The sequence below is a fragment of the Clostridium estertheticum subsp. estertheticum genome, assembly GCF_001877035.1.
Lineage (GTDB): Bacteria > Bacillota > Clostridia > Clostridiales > Clostridiaceae > Clostridium_AD > Clostridium_AD estertheticum.
This window is the reverse complement of sequence record NZ_CP015756.1, coordinates 4,092,265-4,111,202: the sequence shown is the minus strand read 5'-3', so window position 1 is coordinate 4,111,202 and position 18,938 is coordinate 4,092,265. Positions and strand designations below refer to the sequence as shown.

14 protein-coding genes are annotated in these 18,938 nt (G+C 32.7%); 13 read left to right on the top strand and 1 reads right to left on the bottom strand.

Annotated features, from left to right (window positions below; translation table 11 throughout):
• The first annotated feature begins 5 nt into the window (after positions 1-5).
• The 10 genes from A7L45_RS19135 (at position 6) to A7L45_RS19090 (ending at position 11,861) form a co-directional block, all read left to right on the top strand.
• The gene (locus tag A7L45_RS19135) at positions 6-671 is read left to right on the top strand and encodes a cobalt-factor II C(20)-methyltransferase (protein WP_071614265.1); all 666 of its coding nucleotides are present in this window, start codon (positions 6-8) and stop codon (positions 669-671) included.
• Between the two features lie 81 nt (positions 672-752).
• Entirely contained in the window at positions 753-1,505 is a 753-nt protein-coding gene (cobM, locus tag A7L45_RS19130) for a precorrin-4 C(11)-methyltransferase (RefSeq protein WP_071614264.1), read from the top strand.
• 20 nt (positions 1,506-1,525) lie between these two features.
• Positions 1,526-2,242 (top strand): precorrin-3B C(17)-methyltransferase, encoded by a 717-nt coding sequence (gene cobJ / locus A7L45_RS19125; RefSeq protein ID WP_071614263.1) that lies wholly within the window; start codon positions 1,526-1,528, stop codon positions 2,240-2,242.
• Between the two features lie 235 nt (positions 2,243-2,477).
• A complete protein-coding gene (locus A7L45_RS19120) occupies positions 2,478-3,260 on the top strand; it encodes a cobalt-precorrin-6A reductase (protein ID WP_338132991.1) in 783 nt (260 codons plus the stop codon).
• Positions 3,261-3,662: 402 nt separating this feature from the next.
• Positions 3,663-5,441 carry a glucosaminidase domain-containing protein gene (locus A7L45_RS19115; protein WP_071614261.1) on the top strand — a complete coding sequence of 593 codons (1,779 nt, stop codon included), beginning with the start codon at positions 3,663-3,665 and terminating at the stop codon, positions 5,439-5,441.
• Between the two features lie 246 nt (positions 5,442-5,687).
• Positions 5,688-6,536 (top strand): DegV family protein, encoded by an 849-nt coding sequence (locus A7L45_RS19110; RefSeq protein WP_071614260.1) that lies wholly within the window; start codon positions 5,688-5,690, stop codon positions 6,534-6,536.
• On the top strand, positions 6,518-7,000 hold the full coding sequence (locus A7L45_RS19105; protein WP_071614259.1) for a PadR family transcriptional regulator: 483 nt from the start codon (positions 6,518-6,520) through the stop codon (positions 6,998-7,000). Before A7L45_RS19110 ends, A7L45_RS19105 begins: the two co-directional genes overlap by 19 nt.
• Positions 7,001-7,205: 205 nt before the next feature.
• Complete coding sequence (locus tag A7L45_RS19100; RefSeq protein WP_071614258.1) at positions 7,206-7,454, top strand: type II toxin-antitoxin system prevent-host-death family antitoxin; 249 nt, start codon at positions 7,206-7,208, stop codon at positions 7,452-7,454.
• A gap of 2 nt (positions 7,455-7,456) precedes the next feature.
• Positions 7,457-7,768 (top strand): type II toxin-antitoxin system RelE/ParE family toxin, encoded by a 312-nt coding sequence (locus A7L45_RS19095; RefSeq protein WP_071614257.1) that lies wholly within the window; start codon positions 7,457-7,459, stop codon positions 7,766-7,768.
• A 466-nt stretch (positions 7,769-8,234) separates the two neighbouring features.
• Positions 8,235-11,861: a 5'-nucleotidase C-terminal domain-containing protein gene (locus tag A7L45_RS19090; RefSeq protein WP_071614256.1), complete on the top strand. Its 3,627-nt coding sequence runs from the start codon at positions 8,235-8,237 to the stop codon at positions 11,859-11,861.
• Positions 11,862-11,910: 49 nt separating this feature from the next.
• Here the strand turns inward: A7L45_RS19090 and A7L45_RS19085 are convergent, their stop codons facing one another.
• Positions 11,911-12,522: a DUF4397 domain-containing protein gene (locus A7L45_RS19085; RefSeq protein ID WP_151554011.1), complete on the bottom strand. Its 612-nt coding sequence runs from the start codon at positions 12,520-12,522 to the stop codon at positions 11,911-11,913.
• 362 nt (positions 12,523-12,884) lie between these two features.
• Between A7L45_RS19085 and A7L45_RS19080 the strand changes: the two genes are divergently transcribed.
• The 3 genes from A7L45_RS19080 to A7L45_RS19070 all read left to right on the top strand — a co-directional run bounded on the left by A7L45_RS19080 (position 12,885) and on the right by A7L45_RS19070 (position 18,662).
• Positions 12,885-13,205 (top strand): hypothetical protein, encoded by a 321-nt coding sequence (locus tag A7L45_RS19080; protein ID WP_071614254.1) that lies wholly within the window; start codon positions 12,885-12,887, stop codon positions 13,203-13,205.
• 685 nt (positions 13,206-13,890) lie between these two features.
• Positions 13,891-15,195 (top strand): hypothetical protein, encoded by a 1,305-nt coding sequence (locus A7L45_RS19075; RefSeq protein ID WP_071614253.1) that lies wholly within the window; start codon positions 13,891-13,893, stop codon positions 15,193-15,195.
• A gap of 89 nt (positions 15,196-15,284) precedes the next feature.
• Positions 15,285-18,662, top strand: coding sequence for a hypothetical protein (locus A7L45_RS19070; RefSeq protein WP_071614252.1), 3,378 nt, complete (start codon positions 15,285-15,287; stop codon positions 18,660-18,662).
• The last annotated feature ends 276 nt before the right edge of the window (positions 18,663-18,938 follow it).

Sequence of the window (18,938 nt, the reverse complement as noted above, 5' to 3'; positions counted from 1 at the left end):
TTAAAATGGCAAAATTATATGGGGTAGGGGTAGGACCTGGCGACAAGGAACTGCTTACGATAAAGGCAATTAAAACTATTGGAAAATGTGATGTTATAGTAGTTCCGAGTGCTATGAATGGTGGAAAAAGCATAGCCCATGAAATAGCAGAGGAGTATATTAACAAGGACTCAGAAGTTTTGGTTAAACATTTTCCTATGGGTGGAGCAGAGCAGGAAGCGAAGATTTATGAAGCTTTTAAGTCTATTGAAGAAAAATTAAAAGCTGGAAAAGATGTAGCTTTCTTAACTATAGGAGATCCATTTGTATATAGCACATATATATATTTATTAAATTACATTAAGGAAAGTGGATACGAAGTTGAAACAATTCCTGGTATAACCTCATTTTGTGCTTGCGCAAGCATTGCTAATGAATATTTAGTAATTGGGAACGAACCGCTTTTAATACTTCCAGCATCAAGGCTCGATACTATAAAGGATGAAAAATTCCTAGTAATTATGAAGGTTTATAAAATCGAAGAAGAAGTTTTAGATTGCCTAGAAGCGAAGGGTTATAAATATGTATATGTTAAAAGAGCTGGTAGAGAAGGACAAGAAGTCCTTCGATGTCGCGAAGATATATTAAAAAATAAAGAATATATGAGTTTAATAATTGCGAAGAAAGAATAAAGGTAGGGACAGTTAAGAACTAATCCTCAAAACAATAGGCGGGGACAGGTAATAACTATTCTAAAAGGAGAGGTGAATTTAATGGTTTATTTTATTGGTGCAGGCCCAGGTGATGTGGATTTAATTACAGTTAAGGGAAGAAATATATTATCGACTGCCGATGTGGTTATTTATGCAGGATCGCTTGTTAGTGCAGAGCATATCACATTTTGCAAAAAAGATGTTGTAGTTCACAATTCAGCTTCCATGACTCTTGAGGACGTTATCGAGGTTATGAAAAAAGCGGATAGCGAGAATAAAAGCGTAGTAAGACTTCACACCGGAGACCCGGCTATATATGGAGCAATAAAAGAGCAAATGGATGAGTTAGATAAATTAAATATAGATTATTCAATTGTGCCAGGGGTAAGCTCCTTCTCGGCTGCAGCATCTGTTATCAAAAAAGAATTTACGCTTCCAAGTGTAACTCAAACCCTTATTCTTACAAGGGTTGAGGGCAGAACTCCAGTGCCAGAAACTGAGGATTTAGAAAAGCTTGCTTCAATTGGGGCGTCAATGGCCATTTTTTTATCTATAAGTATGATAGATAAAGTAGTTGCAAAACTTAAGGCAGGTTACGGAAGAAATGTACCAATAGCCGTTATTGAGAGGGCTACATGGGCAGATGAAAGAGCTATTATTGGAACTTTAGATGATATAGCAGAGAAAGTAAAAGAAGCTAAAATAACTAAATGTGCTCAAATTCTTGTAGGTGATTTCATAGATTGTGAATATGAGAAAAGCCTTTTGTATGATAAGACATTTACGCATATGTTTCGTGAAGGGAAAAAATAGGGAGTGAAGGAGACGATAAATTGGGAAAATTATATGTAATTGGAATAGGTCCAGGTGGGTTTCCACATATGACAATAAGAGCAATGGACGCCATAAAAGAAAGTGATATAATTGTAGGTTATAACAAATATATAGATATGATAAAACCTCTACTTGCTGGCAAAGAAATATTCTCAACAGGTATGAAGGGTGAGGAAGAGAGATGCAAAAAAGCGTTAGAACTTAGCCATGATAAGATTGTGAGCGTGGTAAGTACTGGTGATTCTGGAATTTATGGGATGGCAGGGCTAATTCTTCAGCTAAGAATGGATGAAGAAATTGAAGTTATCCCAGGGGTTACGGCCTCATCTGCAGCAGCATCGGTACTTGGTGCACCATTAATGCATGATAACTGTAATATAAGTTTAAGTGACTTAATGACCCCATACGAACTGATTCAAAATAGAGTAAATCTAGCCGCAGAAGGTGATTTTGTTATATCACTGTACAATCCTAAAAGTAAAGGGAGACCTCATTATTTAAGAGAATGTATAAATATAATAAAAATGCACAGAGATGGAACTACTCCAATAGCTGTAGTTAAAAATGCACTTCGAGATGGACAAGAAGTAAGTATCTCAACACTAGATACTTTTGACGATAACATAGCTGATATGTTATCAATTGTTATAATTGGTAATAGTCAAAGTTACGTAAAAGATGGCAAATTTATAACACCAAGAGGATATAACGTTTAGAATAACAGAGGAAGGTGAGGGATGGATTAGAGGGACGGTTAACAACTAATGAGTTTTTAGCATAACAATAAATAGGGGAAAGTTATTAACTGTCCCCGCTTTTGTCTGCTTTTTTCGCTTTTAACCACCGCTTTTATTCGTGATTTTAGGCATCGTAAACACTACTTAGTTGTTAACCGTCCCCACTATTTTATCCCTGTTTTCCCACGAACACTATTAAGGGTGACAGGAGTGAATGATGATGATAGGTTTAATTGTAGGTACTTCAGAAGGGAAAAATATTCTTTCAGGGTTAAATAAATTTACAGAGGATATTTTCATATCAACAGCTACAGCATATGGTGCAGAGCTTTTGAAGGATTATAAATATAAAGTTTTTAATGAAAAACCATTAGATTTAGTTGGACTTATGCAAGTTATAAAGGAAAATAATATAAAAATTTTAATTGATGCATCCCATCCATATGCGCTAGAAATTACAGAAAATGCAATTGAAGCCTGTAGAGTTTATGGGGTACAGTATGTTAGATATGAGAGGCCACCAGTTCTTAATAAGTTTAAGGATAATAAAAATGTTGTTGTGGTGGAGGATTATGAGAGTCTTTATGAGCAGCTTAAAACGATAGATGGAACTATCCTTAATACCACAGGTAGCAGAAATATAGTTAAAATTTTAGACTTTAATTTAAAGAATAGAGTAATACATAGGGTTTTACCATCAGTTAAAGTATTAGTAGAGATTTTAGATCTAGGGGTTGGGGTTGAGGATATAGTGGCAATGAAAGGGCCAGTAGGATATGAACTGAATTGTGGCTTTATTAATGAATACAGGGCTAAAGCAATACTTATGAAGGATAGCGGAATTCAAGGTGGGACTTACGATAAAATAAAAGCTGCTATAGATAATAATATAATGGCATTTATAATTGGAAGAAAACCTATGGAGTATTCAAAAGTATTTTATAGTGAGATAGAAGTTGTAAAATATATTTCTGGTTTGATGGAAGTAACTGAATAAAATTTGGTCTTTTTATAGGCAAAATATGATTAACATAAACTTATACGTATAGATTAGATACTCTTAAAAAGTATTTAATCTATACGTATTTTTTTTATATACTTTATTCAGGATAGGACGATAAATGAGTGAAATTATAGGTTAAGTTGTTTTATATAATCTCGATAATAAGAATAGTGGTTTATTCTAGTATGCGAATAAATATCTTATATTATTTTACATATTTTATGTAAAACAATATAAAAATGCAACTAAATTACCATTGCAAGCGTTATATGAGTGTAAACAATTGAAAAAGTTTATCATTTTTAACTTATGTAGAAGATTTTGATATTAAAGTTTTATTGGGGTATTAAGTAAAGAATAACAAAATTAGAGCATAGAAGATGGGGGTATATATTAATGAATAAGAGAATTACGAGTTCAATTATTGCTGCTTTAATGATAGCAGGTTCAACATCCATTACTACATTTGCAGCAATGGGAAGTGGCAGTGTAGTTATAGGTAACAAAGCTTTCGACTTAACGTACGCTAATAATCAGGCAAATGCTAATGAGATTTCTAGTGCAATAACAGCTGGTGGAGAAGTTTATATTAAAGATTTTGAAGGAAATTGGAAAAATAATATTTCAGAATCAATAATTAATGCAAATATTATACCAGCTGTAACTTACAAAAATGATGATGGGACATCTAATTTTGATGCTGGAGATAAAGACCATATGGCTATAATAACAGTTCAATCTGTTAGTCCTATTGCTAATAAAAATGCAATATACGGGGCAAATGCTACAAATGTTGGACTACCAACAACAGTAACACTTAAATTAAGTGATAATACAACTAAAGACGTAAGCGTTACTTGGACAAGCTCTACTTATGATGGAACTAAAACAGCAACATACATATTTACTGGTGTTTATGCACTTCCAAGTGGCGTAACTGGAACAAAACCAGCTGTAAAAGTTAATGTTGTAGTTGGAGTAAAACCTAATGCAGCTGATATAGCTTCTGCAAAAGCAGTAGATACTAAAATAATAGCATTGCCAGCATTAAGCGCTTTAACATTAGCAAATAAAACAGGCGTAGTAGCAGTGAGAAATGCTTATGCATCAATAACTAGCGCACAAAAACTTTTAGTTACAAAACTTAGTACACTAGTAGCAGCAGAAGGTAAAATAGCGGATCTTCAAGCAAATGCAGATGAAAAAATAGCAGAATCTGCGGTAGAAACAGCAGTAAGCATTGCTGAGAAATCAAAAATGAATGTCGATGTTACTAAAGCAAATGGACTTATACAATCAGTTAAGAATGCTACAAAGCAGGCAGAATTTAGTGAGCGAATATCTAACATTAATATATTAGATGAAATAGTATCAAAGGGAAATAATACATTTAAATTAACACCTTATAATATTTCTTTAGATGATTTTATTAGCAAGGAAATGGCAAATACTCCAGCAGCTAGTATTGGCGGCAAGTGGCTTTATGCGGCAACAAAAGATGGAAAACTCGGGTATACATCAGAAGGTAACAAGACATGGGTAAGTTCTCCAACAAATTACAATAGCATTAAAAATCAACTTACAAGCAATATAAACCCAATAAATTTAGAAAACGATCCAGTTAAAATTTATCAGTTTTTAGAACTTAATTATTCTGATTGTGTAAGTGCTGACGTATTGAACAAAATGTTTGGAGAAAATAATGCATTAAGTGGCAAAGGTCAAGTATTTATTGATGCAGCACAAAAATCTAATGTAAATCCCTTATATTTAGCAGGTCATTCAATACTAGAAACAGGACATGGTACTTCACTTTTGGCAAATGGTGGTACAAAAAAAGCTACTGGCGAGTACACTTATGGTATGCCTGTATATAATTTGTTTGGAATTGGTGCAATTGATAGTAATGCGAATGGAGCTGGGACAAGCAAAGCATTCGAAAATGGCTGGACAGATATAGACTCTGCGATATATGGAGGAGCAGCATTTATTTCAAAAAAATATATAAATAAAGGTCAAAATACGATTTATAAAATGAGATGGAATAATTTGGACGTTGATCAGCAATATGCAACAGATGTTAGCTGGGCAAATAGTCAAACAAAAATTATTAAACAATATTTTGACTTATGTCCCGAGGCTAAGTTAACATTTGATATTCCAGTTTATAAGTAAGACAAGCATTAGTTGTTAACCATCCCTATGTTTAAGGGTTAAAAACAAGGGATAGTTATTAACTGTCCCTCACCTTTAGTGTTTTAAACAAGAATTAGTTGTTAACCGTCCCCCACATTTTATTGATTGTATATATTTATATTTATTGGACAAACTAATCTATAAATGAATACATATGTATCAGTATTGATACACATAAATTATAGTGATATAATGATGATAATATTTAATGTAGGAGGGGTTAGTTTGGACAAGATAGCGCTTATAACAGACACTACAAGCGATTTGAGAAGTGACTTAATAGAGAAATACAGTATTAATGTATTGCCCTTTAGGATTATCTATTCTGATAGAGAGTATTTGGATAATGTGGATATAACACCACAGGATGTTTATGATAATATGAAGACAGAAGTACCTACATCCTCATTGCCATCAATGAAGGATATGGAGGAACTATTTTTAAAATTAGAAGAAGAGGGTTACACTCATGCGATAGCGATAACTTTATCTACTGGGTTATCTGGTATATATAATGCGATGAAACTTACAAGTGATAATCACCCAAGTATTATCACTCACGTATGTGATTCACAATCCATAGCACTTGGTGAAGGATTAATAGTTACAGAGTGTGGAAAGCTTATACAAGAAGGTAAGAGTTTCGAGGAAGTAGTTAAAGCTATTCCATCTATTAAAAAAAGAATCCATTTATACTTCTTAGTAGGTACTCTGGAATACTTGAAAAAGGGTGGAAGAATAGGGAAAGTTGCAGGTACAATAGCTGAACTTTTAAATATCAAACCTATAATTTCACTTGATGAGGATGGTAAGTATTGTACCGTCGAAAAGGTACGAGGTAGAAAGCAGTCTCTTAACAAACTTATAGAACTTACAAATAAGATTTTGGATGAGAAGAAATGTAGGGTTTATATGTTGCATGGTGATGCAATGGATGAGACAAAACAAGTAATGGAGAAAATAGGAAAACATCCAAATGCTATTTCCACAGAATTTGTAGGATATATAAGTCCTGTATCAGGTGTTCATAGTGGACCAGGTTTGGTAGGAATGGTTTGCATAGAGGAACCTTAGATAAAAAGCCTACTAACGAAGTAAGTAAAGAAAATGAGATAGACATTAAGGATGAGGAAAAGAGATTATATATTGAATACAAGAAAAAACTTTCTGAACTTCGAAGAGTTCGAAAGGAAAAAGAAGCAGTGGGTCAAGTATTCACAAAGGGGTTACTGCCTTTGTATGTGTTATATACTCTAAGCCTCGGAGAAACTAATGGAAATGATATATCTCATAAGATAGGCGAAAGAACAAATGGTCATTGGATTCCTAGTACAGGCGGAATATATCCTCTTTTAAAAAAGCTAGAAAAAGAAAAATTGGTAGTTGGAGAGTGGAACGAATCTAAAAAAGCACAAAGAATTTACCAAATCACAGAGCAAGGTAGATTAGAATTAGAAAATAAAAAATACTTGCTGCGTGATAGGATTGAAGAGGCTTTAGAAGTATTTAAAATAATTTATAGTGATTTGTATAATTAAAACATTAAAACATAAAAGGTTGTAGGTGAATTATAATAGATTCATCTGCAACCTTTTTAGTACAAAAAATATGATTAAGAAAGAAAATAAAAGATAGTGAGTGATATAAATGTAATAGCAGATAAAATGCTAAGTGTTAATTTGCTGTTGTATTTTAAGTAAAATTAGCATACAATAATAACAACATTATACGGAGGTGGATTCTATGCCAAATATAAAGCCAATATCAGATCTAAGAAATTATAATGAGGTTTTAAAGGATTGCCAAAATGGTGAACCAGTGTTCCTTACTAAAAATGGAAGAGGTAAGTATGTTGTTGTTGATATAGAAGAGTATGAGAGACAACAAACAATTCTGAAGCTGCTTACAAAATTAAATGAAGCTGAAGAAGTTATTAAAACAGGAAACGAATGGCAGACATTAAATGATTTGAAAAATAGCGTGGGGGTTTAAAAATGGTAGTTAACATTAGAATTAACCCTTTAGCCACAACTGATTTGAAGGAAATAAAAAAATATATATCTGAAGATAGTATTGAAGCAGGAATAAAAACTGTTAAAGAAATTATTGATAAGATTGAAACCTTAGCAGATTATCCAGAGATGGGAGTTATGTTAATGTACAAAATAAGACTTAAGAGTAAGTATCGATATATTATTTCTGGTCAATATATTATTTTTTATATTTATGAGCAGAGTTTAGTATCAATTCAACGAATTTTGCATGGAAAGAGAGATTATATGTCATTATTAAATGACCATGAGTAGCCACCCGCTTGGCAGGTTACAGCAAAATACATTTTATAAAGTATCATATATATAAGAAAGCTTAAAGTTTGAATTAACATAAGGAAAGCCCCAACAATACATTTGAATATTGTTGGGGCTTTACTCAATATATAAAAATGCCATGTGGCAGTGGAACTATAGTTTAAGTTTCATGTCACCGAATTTTATAAGCCCTTTCTTTCTCATGATTTCTGAGAAAACAAGGGTTAGAGCCATTCCCATTAAGGTAGCGAATATTCGCTTGGTATTTTTAGCACCTAGCACTTATGTTAAATAAAAATAATATATAATGCTAAAAGCTTAACTGTAAATCATTACATCATATGGTATAATATTATACAGGGTGGAATGTCAAAAATTTACTTAAAGGGGGTTTAAGAAAACCAAAATATTATTTTTTGAAGGTTAATATAAAACCAAAAAATTTAATGGGGGGTAAAATTAAATGCATAAAAAGAATCATCAAAAATTACTTAGTTTAGTAATAACATTAACATTAGTCCTATTTAATTTTAATGGGCTTTTGGGAGCCCAAAATGTAAAGGCAGATCCCATAATAACATCAACGGCTGAGACGGTAACAACAACAGGAGCAAAATCAACAACTGTAACAGCAACTACAAATAAAACATTTGATATAGTAGACATTTCAGATTTTCATGGACAACTTTTAGATTCAACTAATAAAAAACCAGTAGGCGCAGCACTATCAAAGATAGTTAAAGACGTAAAAGCTACGAATCCTGATAGAACACTCATCATTGGAGGAGGAGATTTGTACCAAGGAACTCCAGTATCTAATGTGCTTCGTGGACTTCCTGTTCAAAAGGTGTTAACGAACATGGGAATGGAAGTTACGGCCCTTGGTAACCACGAATTTGATTGGGGACTTGATGCTATAGATAAAACAATGATTGGCGCAAGTTACAGTATTGTTTGTGCTAATATGTACAAAAAAGGCACAAGTGAGAGACCTTATGCACCATACAAGATAATTACTAAAGATGGAGTCAAAATAGCAGTAATAGGAGCAATACTTAAGGATGCTCCAAATATAATTATGCCATCGTTAGTAGCACCTTATGATTTTAAGGATGTAGCTACAGAAACAAATAAAGAAGCTAAAAATATAAAAGATAATGGTTTGGCAGATGTTGTGTTATTAGATGTCCATGATGGTGGTGAATCACTTAACACTACAGTTAATAAATTACATGGAGTAGATGCAGTATTTGGTGGACATACACATACTATTGGCGATGTTGTAAACAAGGATGCTGATAATAAGGATGTTCCTACATTAACAGCATCATCAGTGGGTAAAGGTTATATTGATTTGAAAATCACTGTAGGGAATGATAAAAAAATCATAGCTTTCTCACCAAAAGGTACAAATTGGAATCCAATTACGGTAACGGAAACTTCCGCAATAGATCCTACAGCTAAGAAAATTGTTGATGATGCAAGTGCGGCATTATTACCAACATTTAATGAAGTGATTGGAAAAGATGATACTGCTTTAACTAAAAATCAAGTTGATTCACCGTGCGGCGAGTCACAACTTGGGAATTGGATGGCAGACGTTGTGAAAAACTACTCAAAATCGAAAGCAGAAGTGGGAATAGTAAATAACGGAGGTATAAGATTAAGTCCAATTGCACAGGGGAATGTAACTGTTGGAACAATATTTAATATTATGCCTTTTGATAACACTATTTGCACGGTGGCAATGACCGGAGCACAGCTTAAATATATATTTGAGCAAGCGGTTAAAACTGATGGAGTAGGTATACAAATTTCTGGAGTTAAATTCACCTATGATTCTTCAAAACAATCATACGTACCAGCTAAAGTGGCTCTTGATGGAACAGTTACACCAGAAGTATTAGGAAAAAGGGTGCAAAATATAGTGAAGGAAAGTGACGGCAGTATTGTAAAAGATACAGATATAATTAAAGTGAATGCACCTGATTTCGTAGCAACAGGTGGAGACAGCTTTACTGGATTCTTAGAACCTACTATAAAAGCTAGTTTAGTAGATTCTCATTACACAGTTCGAGATGCTTTAAATGATGATGTTCGTGCTAATGGCAAAATTACAGCCGTAATGAACAATAGAATAGATAATGTAATTGGTAAAATATCAATAATAGGAACATCAGATGTACATGGAGCAATATACCCACTAGATTATAATACAGGACTTGCGGCAAATGTAGGACTTGCAAAGGTTTCAACATATGTTAAAAGTGTTCGGGCATCTAACCCTAATACAATGTTAATAGATGCTGGAGATACAATTCAAGGAACACCTCTATCATATTATTATGACATGATAGATACTACATCTGAGTATCCAATGATGAAGGTAATGGGAGCTATGGGATATGACACATGGACACTTGGTAACCATGAATTTAACTATGGATTAACAACTCTTAACAGAATTATAGGTGATGCCAGTAAAGAAAAGATAGCAGTATTATCAGCTAACACTTATAAATCAGATGATTCAAATTATGTTAAACCTTATATAATAAAGTCATTCACTATAAATGGTAAAACAACAAAGGTAGCAGTACTAGGACTTACTACTAAAACTATAGCAAACTGGGAAGATCCAACTCATTATGCAGGTCTTCATTTTAATGACTTAGTACTTGAAGCACAAAAATGGGTTCCAATAATAAAAGCAGCTGGGGCAGATGTTGTAATAGCATCAATTCACAGTGGTATAAAGGGAGCTAGCGATACAATTCCAGAGAATCAAACAGATGAAGTAGCAACGAAGGTTCCGGGAATTGATGCTATTCTTTGTGGGCATACACATACAGGTAAAACTTATTCTTATACAAATCCAAAAGGAAAAGTAATACCTATAGTTGAACCAAAGAATGGTGATGGAATCTTTAGTCAGATAGATCTCAATATTGACGCGAGTGGTAATTATGTAGGGGTAGATGCAAAGAATATTACAATGCCGGAGGCTACTGTAGCTGATCCTAAAATACTTGCAATCGCAAAGCCATACCAAGATGCTACACTTAAATATACAAATACAGTAATAGGAAAATCAACAGAATTATATGAAGGAGAAAAACAATTAACCCAGCCTTCAACAATAATGGAATTTGTAAATAAAGTGCAAGCAAATGCAGCAGGTACATCGCTTTCAATAGCAGCTCCATTAAGTTTATCTGCAAAAGTACCAAAGGGAGATGTTAAAAGGCAAGATATCATGGGAGTATATGTTTTTGAAAACTACTTATTTGGATTAAAAATGACTGGAGCTCAGCTTAAAGATTGGCTTGAATGGTCAGCAAGATACTATGCCCAGGTGACAAAATCCACTGATCCAATAGTAAAAGACACAATACTTAATATAGCAGATTATAATCTTGACCAATTATATGGTGCAACGTATGATATTGACTTAACGCAGCCAGCTTGCACCGTAGATTCAAAAGGAAAAGTAATCAGTGGAAGTAGAATAAAGAATCTAAAAATTAATGGAATACTAGTTAATGACACTCAGGTATTAAAAGTAGCGGTTAACAATTATAGATATAATGGTGGCGGTGGTTTTATGGCAGCTGCTGGATTTACACCTGGAAGTAAAGCTACAATAGACGCGACTTTTTATGATTCAGCAAAAGCTCTAGGAGATGATGGACAAATCAGAAACATTATGTTCAAATATGTTCAAGATAAAGGAACGATAACACCTACGTTATCAAATAATTGGAAAATATCAAGGACTAATGTTAAGCAAGATGCTTCAACTGATATTAGTTCTGTACCAACAGCAATAAAACTAGTACCATCAAAAAATAGTGTTAGTATTAGCTGGAGTAAAGTAAATGGGGCAAATGGGTATGGGGTTTACAAAGCAACATCAAGTGCCGGTCCATACGTCTTAATATCAGCACCAAAGATTACAAAGTTTAATAGTACTGGTCTTACTTCAAATAAAAATTATTACTATAGTATAAGATCATATAAGATGGTAAAAGGAGTTAAAGTAAATAGCCCTTATTCAGATTTAATAAGAGTAAAATCTTTAGCATCATAATAAAATAGTTAAAAAAAATACCAAGCGACTATTCGCTTGGTATTTTTAATTAGTCTTCTCTAAAATCTAAATAAGAACTACCGTCTAGTGGAATTAATGCTTGAAGGCCTGGGTTGCCTTCTGCGAGACCTATAGCATATACGGTATAAAAACGTTGAGATTTTAATCTTACGTTTGGCACATATAAAGCAGTAGTTTTGGTACCTGTAGGTCTAGCTTCTAATGTATAGGTTCCAGGTGCAACTTCTATATAATCAGTAGATTCTTTGTATTTAACGTTCTTAAAAAGAATTTTACCGTCTGGGAGGGTTATATCAACAGCGCCTGCATTGGGTGATAAGTGAGTAAATTTAACATAAGCATTATTAGAAGGATTATTAACTTTGGGTTCTAAAACTAAGAGCAAATCAATGTTTGGCAAAATTCCAATTGCAGCGGCTGTATAAATCTTTTCTTTCGGAACAAAAATATTTTTATTAAGTACAGGCGTGAGTTTAGTACCAGCAGGATACAATTTTATATTGTAGTCACCGCTAATAACCTCAACATAATCTGTAAAGGTACCATACGTAAGATTTTTGAACTTTAACATATCATTAATATATACATCAACAGCGGGGGATTTAGGGGAAGCATGAAGAACTCTGATATACGAATTCATGGTAGCAACCCTATAAATAGAGTTATCCCTATATAAAGAATACGGATCATTATAATTTTTTGGACAATAAAACATAAACGGCTCCTTTCAAACATTTTTACTATACTAATATATGAAGCAATATCATATAAGGTTACTAAATTGTCAAATCATCTCCTTGGGAGCTGAAATATTTCATTTGGTTCTATAATATGTGAGCATTACTTTATGTTTTAACAAAAAAAATTAAGAAAGTGCAACTATATTACAGGGACAACCGTTATACAATGTAGAAAGATTAAAAATACGGCAGAGACAAAGTATAAACTTACGAGTAAATAAACTTACGAGTGAGTAAGTTTAAGAGGGATGGAGGTAATTATATGAATAATAAAATTACAAATTCAGTTGACACTGATTTAATGATGGCGAAAGATACAACATTAGAGGCGGTTGATAAATTGCCAAATGGTACAGTTGTAATAGGAAACAAGGCTTTTGATTTAGCTTATGCAAGTGACGTAAACAATGAAGAAGAGATTTCAAAATCAATAGTTGCAGGCGGAGAAGTTTATGTTAAAGATTATGATGGAAATTGGATAGAAAATGTTACAGGAGAAATTATCGATGTGAGTGTTATACCAGCTGTAGTCTACAAGAATGATGATATGGTAATTAATTTTGAAAAGGTAAATAAAAACTAAAATGGAATATATGTTCAGGTTTATATGTTTAAGTTTTATATAATATTAAAAAAAATTTTAAAAAGTGCAACTAAAGTATAGGGACAAGCGTTATATAAGTGAAAAGAATGTAAAGTATGAAAGGTTATCAAACATTGTAAATTATAAGTGAGTTATTTATAAAAAGTTTATTCACGATTAATTTAGTTATAAGATTTAAATATAATTAATTTTTAAAAATTGCAACTAAAATATAACCATAAACGTTATATAAGTGTAACTAATGAAAATACATGAATTAAATTAAAAAAAATAAATTTAATGAAAATTTATGAAATGTGTGAAGATTAAAGTAAAAATGTTAAATTTCATTAACATATTGAGATTTAACCAAAAGTGTTATATAATATAAATATCGTAAATTTTGTGTGAATAGTTTAAAATTATCAGAATATTGTACTATATTCAATGTTTTGATAAGAAATTAAAAATTCAAGAAACTGATTACATACAAATTAAAGTCTTTAATTACTATGTTACTTTAAAACAAATTTAGTTCGTTTTATAGTAACAAAAAAAATAGCTCTCTAGGGGGTGTAGTTAAAGAAGAACAAATTGTATTCTTTATAAAAAGACTACAATAATAATTAGGTTTTTATTTTCAAAAATATAAAAACAGATAACAATATGGGAGGGGACAAAATTCATGATAAAGATTAAAAAAATACTAAGTATGTCTTTAGTAGCATTATTTGTAACAGTTGGATCTTTAACAAATGTTACAGCAAACGCAGCAACAACAACAGCAGCAGCAACACCAGTAATTAACTATACAGGTATAGAACATTCACCACTAGTGGTTGGGGATACTGAAACATTTACAGTAACTTCTGCAAAATATTCAGGAGATGTTCAATACAGAGCATTTATTGGAAACGAAGCTGGTAAATGGACTGAACTAACAACTGGATACACAGCTGCAGTAAGTTCTAAAACACCTTATGTGTTACCAGCATCAAAGGCATTAACATTAGGAAAATATAAAGTTTCAATATGGGTTAAAGCAGCAGGAAAAACAGGAGTTAAATCAAATGCAACTGGTAACTTTGATAGTTTCTATGTTGGAGCACTTAACTGCGTAAGCAAAGATGATAACAACAGAGTATATACAAATGGAAAAGCAGACGTTGCAGTTACTGGCTTAACAGCTAAATTCAACGGAATAGACCAAATAGGTGGAATCACTGGACCATACCTTTATCAATTATTCGCAATGAATACAGCAACAGGAGTATGGTCAAACGGACCAGCAGGTTATTCTGCAACACCTTCAATGACATTTGCAACACCAGGAACTTATATGCTTATTGCACATGTTAATACACAAAAATCAACAACTTGGGCAAAAAAAGGATTTGAAGGATACAAAACTGTAATGATAAAAGTAACAAATTCATCAACAACAATATTTGATACTACAATTAAAGCAGCAAACTTTGGAGCAGTTGGAAACGTAACAATGACAGCTGATGGTCTTAAAGCTTTCCCAAAAGCTACTCAATATCAAGTAGTTACTGGTACAAGCAACTTAACAAAAGTATCAGCATTAGGAACAGCTACTACAATCTTCCCAGGTAAAGTTGCAGGAGATGCAGTAACAGTTAAATTATTTGATTCAAGTAATAATCTACTTAAATCAATTGATGTAAAATTAGGACAATCTGGAACAATTGATGTTGCACCAGTAGTAACACCAGGAACAGCAACAATTTCAGCTACAGTTAAACCAGCAAACTTTGGATCAGTGGTAACTGCTAATTCAAGTCAAGCAGGAGCAACTCAATATCAAGTATCTGATGGAGCAAACATGTTAACAAAAATGGCAGCATTAGGAACAGCTACAACATTATTCCCAGGTAGAGAAGTTGGAAAAACTGTTACAATTAAATTATTTGATGCAAATGGAACAGCAGTTGGATCTAGTGATGTAGTTTTAACAGCAGCAAAATAATAACTTTTAAAAGGAATTAACCCTTAATTAAAACTAATTAAGGGTTACCAATAAAAAAATAAACTAAATTTAATCGGAGGTATATTTATATGAACAAGAAAATTACAAGCACAGCTCTTGCTGCCTTAATGATAGCAGGATCAACATCTTTCTCAGCATTCGCAGCAATGTCAAGCGGTACAGTGGTAATAGGAACTAAAGCTTATGACATAGATTATGCTAATGACCCAACTAATGCAACAGAAATATCAGCTGCAATACTTGCAGGTGGAACAGTTTATTTTAAAGACTTCAATGGTAATTGGGTAGACAATGTTACAGGCGCATCAGTAAATGCAAGCGTTATACCAGCAGTAACTTATACAAATTCTAAAGGATCAACTCAAATTGGTGCTGGAGATGCAACTGTTACAACAGCTACATCAGTAACAACAGCAGCTGTTAACGCTAAAAGCTTCAAAGCAACATTTAATGGTACAGTAGCTGATACATCAAAAGTTGTATTTGTAGTTAAACAAGGATCAGCTGTAGTTTCAACTATAACAGCTGGCTGGAATACTGCTAAAACAGAAGCTACATTAACTAATGCATCAAATTTACCAGCAGGTGATTATACAGTTAACGTAGTTAACGACGGAAAAGATTTCGGAACATCAACTATAAATATCTCTTCACAAAAAATTGCTAAAATCGATATAACTTCAACTAAATTAGGACTTGGTAACATACCTAAGGGTGGTACTAGTGCTGATAGAGTTGGATATGCAACTTATAAAGTATTAGATCAATATGGAAATGATATTACAACTACTTCTCTTGCTAACGGTTTAACATTCCAATCTGGAGTAGGTTCTGCAACAGGAAAAGATGGCGTAATTACAGTAACACCATCTGCAAATATGAATATTTTACAGCTTAGTACAGTTGTAATAAGTGCTTATGATACAACAACTGGAGTTAACAAAAGTGCTACATTAGCTGTAACTTCACAAGTTGGTACATTAAGTGACATAAATATTTCAGCAATAACAAATAAAGATGGTAAAGTTTTAACTGCGCAAGATACTTCAAGCTTATTCTATCTTACTTATACTGCAACTGATGTAAGTGGTAATCCTACAACGGATTATAATATAGTAAAAAATGGTCTAATATTAATTGACGGTACTGATGAATTAACTGGAACTAATGCTTATATAACAACTAAAGTTGTACATGATCCAACTGATTCAAAGAAAGCAGCTATTCAAGTTCAAGTTAAGAGTGCAACAGATACTAATTCTATAGATATGCCAATAGTAATTAATGCTATGACTTATACAGGAAAATCATCAATACTTAACGTAATAATGAAAAGAGAAGCAAAAGTAGATTCAATACAGTTACAAGTTCCTTCTTATAATATAGCTACTGGAGAAGACAAAATAATTCCATTTGTAGCATTAGATCAAAATGGAAAAGTATTAACAAAATATGCAGATGTAGTTACAAAAGATGTTTCAATTTCAGGTGCATTCTGGTCTAAAGATGCTAATGGAGATGCTGTATTAAGAATTGGAGATCAAGTTGGAGATACAGGTAGAGGCATTGGATATCCAAATGATGGACAAAGAACTATAACAGCTTCAGTAGCATCATCAACAGGTAAATATAGCACTATAACTGTAAATGTTCAGAAAAAAGTTATGGCTGATACATTATCTTTAGATACTTCAAAATATCAGACTATTATGCAAGCTGTACAAGGTACTGATGCAGCAATTCAACGTGTTGATTTTGGATGGGATAAGGAAGGACTTTCTGTTAAAGATCAATATGATAGAGTAATTGATATGACTACAGGTGCTGATAGTAGTAATACAATAAGTCAATACTATGTTAAAGCAGTTTCTTCTGCACCAACAGTTGTTGGCGTTTCTTATCAAGATAAGGACAAAAATGATACAACAGCTACTTCATTAGCTACAGGAAATAAATATCTTGCACTTAAAGCAGGAGCAGCAGGATCAGCAACAATTACATTCGAGTTGTATAACACTGATAGATATAAATCTGATGGTATTACTTTGAGAACTGCAGCAGATATAGCTTCACCAGTAGATTCTCAATCACAAACATTCACAGTATTAGATAATAAAGATATCAAAGATTATGTAATGGATGAAGTAACTAATCCTATATATGCTGATATTGATCATAATACTAAAACAGTTTCTGATAGACAATTAGATTATAAAGCTAATCCAAAAGTTTATGGTACAACTTCAAGCGGATCAAAAGTATTGTTAGCAGGTAACCCAATAATTTCTGCATCTGTTGATAGTAAAGATTTTGCAATTGCAAAAGGACCTAAAACAGAAGGTGGATCTTGCGCTTATGATGCTATTAAAGTAGTTGCATTAGACTTTGCAGACTCTGCAAAAACTGGATCAAGTACTAAATTAACAGTAAGTATTCAAGGTGCTGATAAAACTATATATGTAAAAACTGCAGATATTAAGTCTTCAACAGTAGACCCAGTAGCTTCTTCAATATATGCTTCTGTATCTACAGAGGTAAAGGGTATTTCAAAAGATAACGATACTATAACTCTTACTCAGTCTGCTGGTAATAGTTATGCAGATATGTTAGGAAATTCTTTATCACAATATCTTCCAAACGGAGCTAAAGCTTCTACACAAAATGTTTATATCGGAGCTAAGGATCAATATGGTCAAGATAGTATGGCATTATCAAGTTTCTTAACAGTAAATGATATAACTAAAACTAAACTTGCAACTGGATCAGATTTTAAAGTTGCTCTTGATGGAACAATAACTGGTACTGCACAACCTGGTGATTTCATTACAGTTACTGGTGTTTCTCAAAGTGGACCTAATAAGACAATTAAGATTGTATTCGCTGGTACAGGAGCAGTAGTAGATGCAGGATTAACAAATGCAACAACAGCAGTAGCAACAGCTCAAAAAGCTCAATCACAAGTTAAAGTAGATGCAGCACAAGCATTAGTATCTGCATTGACAGCTTCAACAGATAAAGATGCTTTACAATCAAAAATAAATGCAATAGTTGTTTTGTCAAATGCACAATTGAAAACAGCAACTATAGTAGAATTTAATACAAACTTAGCTGCAAATAATAACACATTATTAGGTGGTACTGTAAATAATACAGCAAAGACAATTACAGTAACTGATCCAACTGCAACAACTAATACTGGTGTGTTTGATACACTTGCTAAACTTAATGTAACTTCTGTTTCACTTGGAGGTACAGTTGATGCTACTACTGGGGTTATAACTGGTGGTACAGTAATTAATCTTGCTGATAAAAATGCAGCAAAAGCAGCAGTTCTTGCTTACTTCAATACAAATGGTTTATCTAAAGATGCAGTAGTAAGTCTTAATGTAACAGGTACAAATGGTGTAGCTGCAGTTAAAACTTATACTTTACTTGGTATAAACTAATTATAAGTATGAACAAAGAAACATTATAATTCAAAAATGAGAGAAGGGCAGTTGTGGATCTGTTCTTTTCTTTTTTTAAAATCATTAAAACGATTATGCTTGCACATCTTGAAATATCTTAAAGTCATAAAATATTCAGGTCACACACTGAATGAAAACAAATAATCAAATTATGAGAAGAGTATCCCTTGTGGTACTCTTCTTTTCTTTAATTGAATTTTGTAACTGTAAAATTAATACTTTAGAGTGAGAACTTGTTTTAGATGTTTTATATTT

Excerpts from the sequence above, each read along its gene's own strand:
- A7L45_RS19085 (WP_151554011.1), bottom strand. The coding sequence starts at position 12,522 with ATGAATTCGTATATCAGAGTTCTTCATGCTTCCCCTAAATCCCCCGCT.
- A7L45_RS19075 (WP_071614253.1), top strand. The coding sequence starts at position 13,891 with ATGATAAAGATTAAAAAAATACTAAGTATGTCTTTAGTAGCATTATTT.
- A7L45_RS19120 (WP_338132991.1), top strand. The coding sequence starts at position 2,478 with ATGATGATGATAGGTTTAATTGTAGGTACTTCAGAAGGGAAAAATATT.
- A7L45_RS19135 (WP_071614265.1), top strand. The coding sequence starts at position 6 with ATGGCAAAATTATATGGGGTAGGGGTAGGACCTGGCGACAAGGAACTG.
- cobM (WP_071614264.1), top strand. The coding sequence starts at position 753 with ATGGTTTATTTTATTGGTGCAGGCCCAGGTGATGTGGATTTAATTACA.
- A7L45_RS19090 (WP_071614256.1), top strand. The coding sequence starts at position 8,235 with ATGCATAAAAAGAATCATCAAAAATTACTTAGTTTAGTAATAACATTA.
- A7L45_RS19100 (WP_071614258.1), top strand. The coding sequence starts at position 7,206 with ATGCCAAATATAAAGCCAATATCAGATCTAAGAAATTATAATGAGGTT.
- A7L45_RS19080 (WP_071614254.1), top strand. The coding sequence starts at position 12,885 with ATGAATAATAAAATTACAAATTCAGTTGACACTGATTTAATGATGGCG.
- A7L45_RS19070 (WP_071614252.1), top strand. The coding sequence starts at position 15,285 with ATGAACAAGAAAATTACAAGCACAGCTCTTGCTGCCTTAATGATAGCA.
- A7L45_RS19095 (WP_071614257.1), top strand. The coding sequence starts at position 7,457 with ATGGTAGTTAACATTAGAATTAACCCTTTAGCCACAACTGATTTGAAG.
- A7L45_RS19115 (WP_071614261.1), top strand. The coding sequence starts at position 3,663 with ATGAATAAGAGAATTACGAGTTCAATTATTGCTGCTTTAATGATAGCA.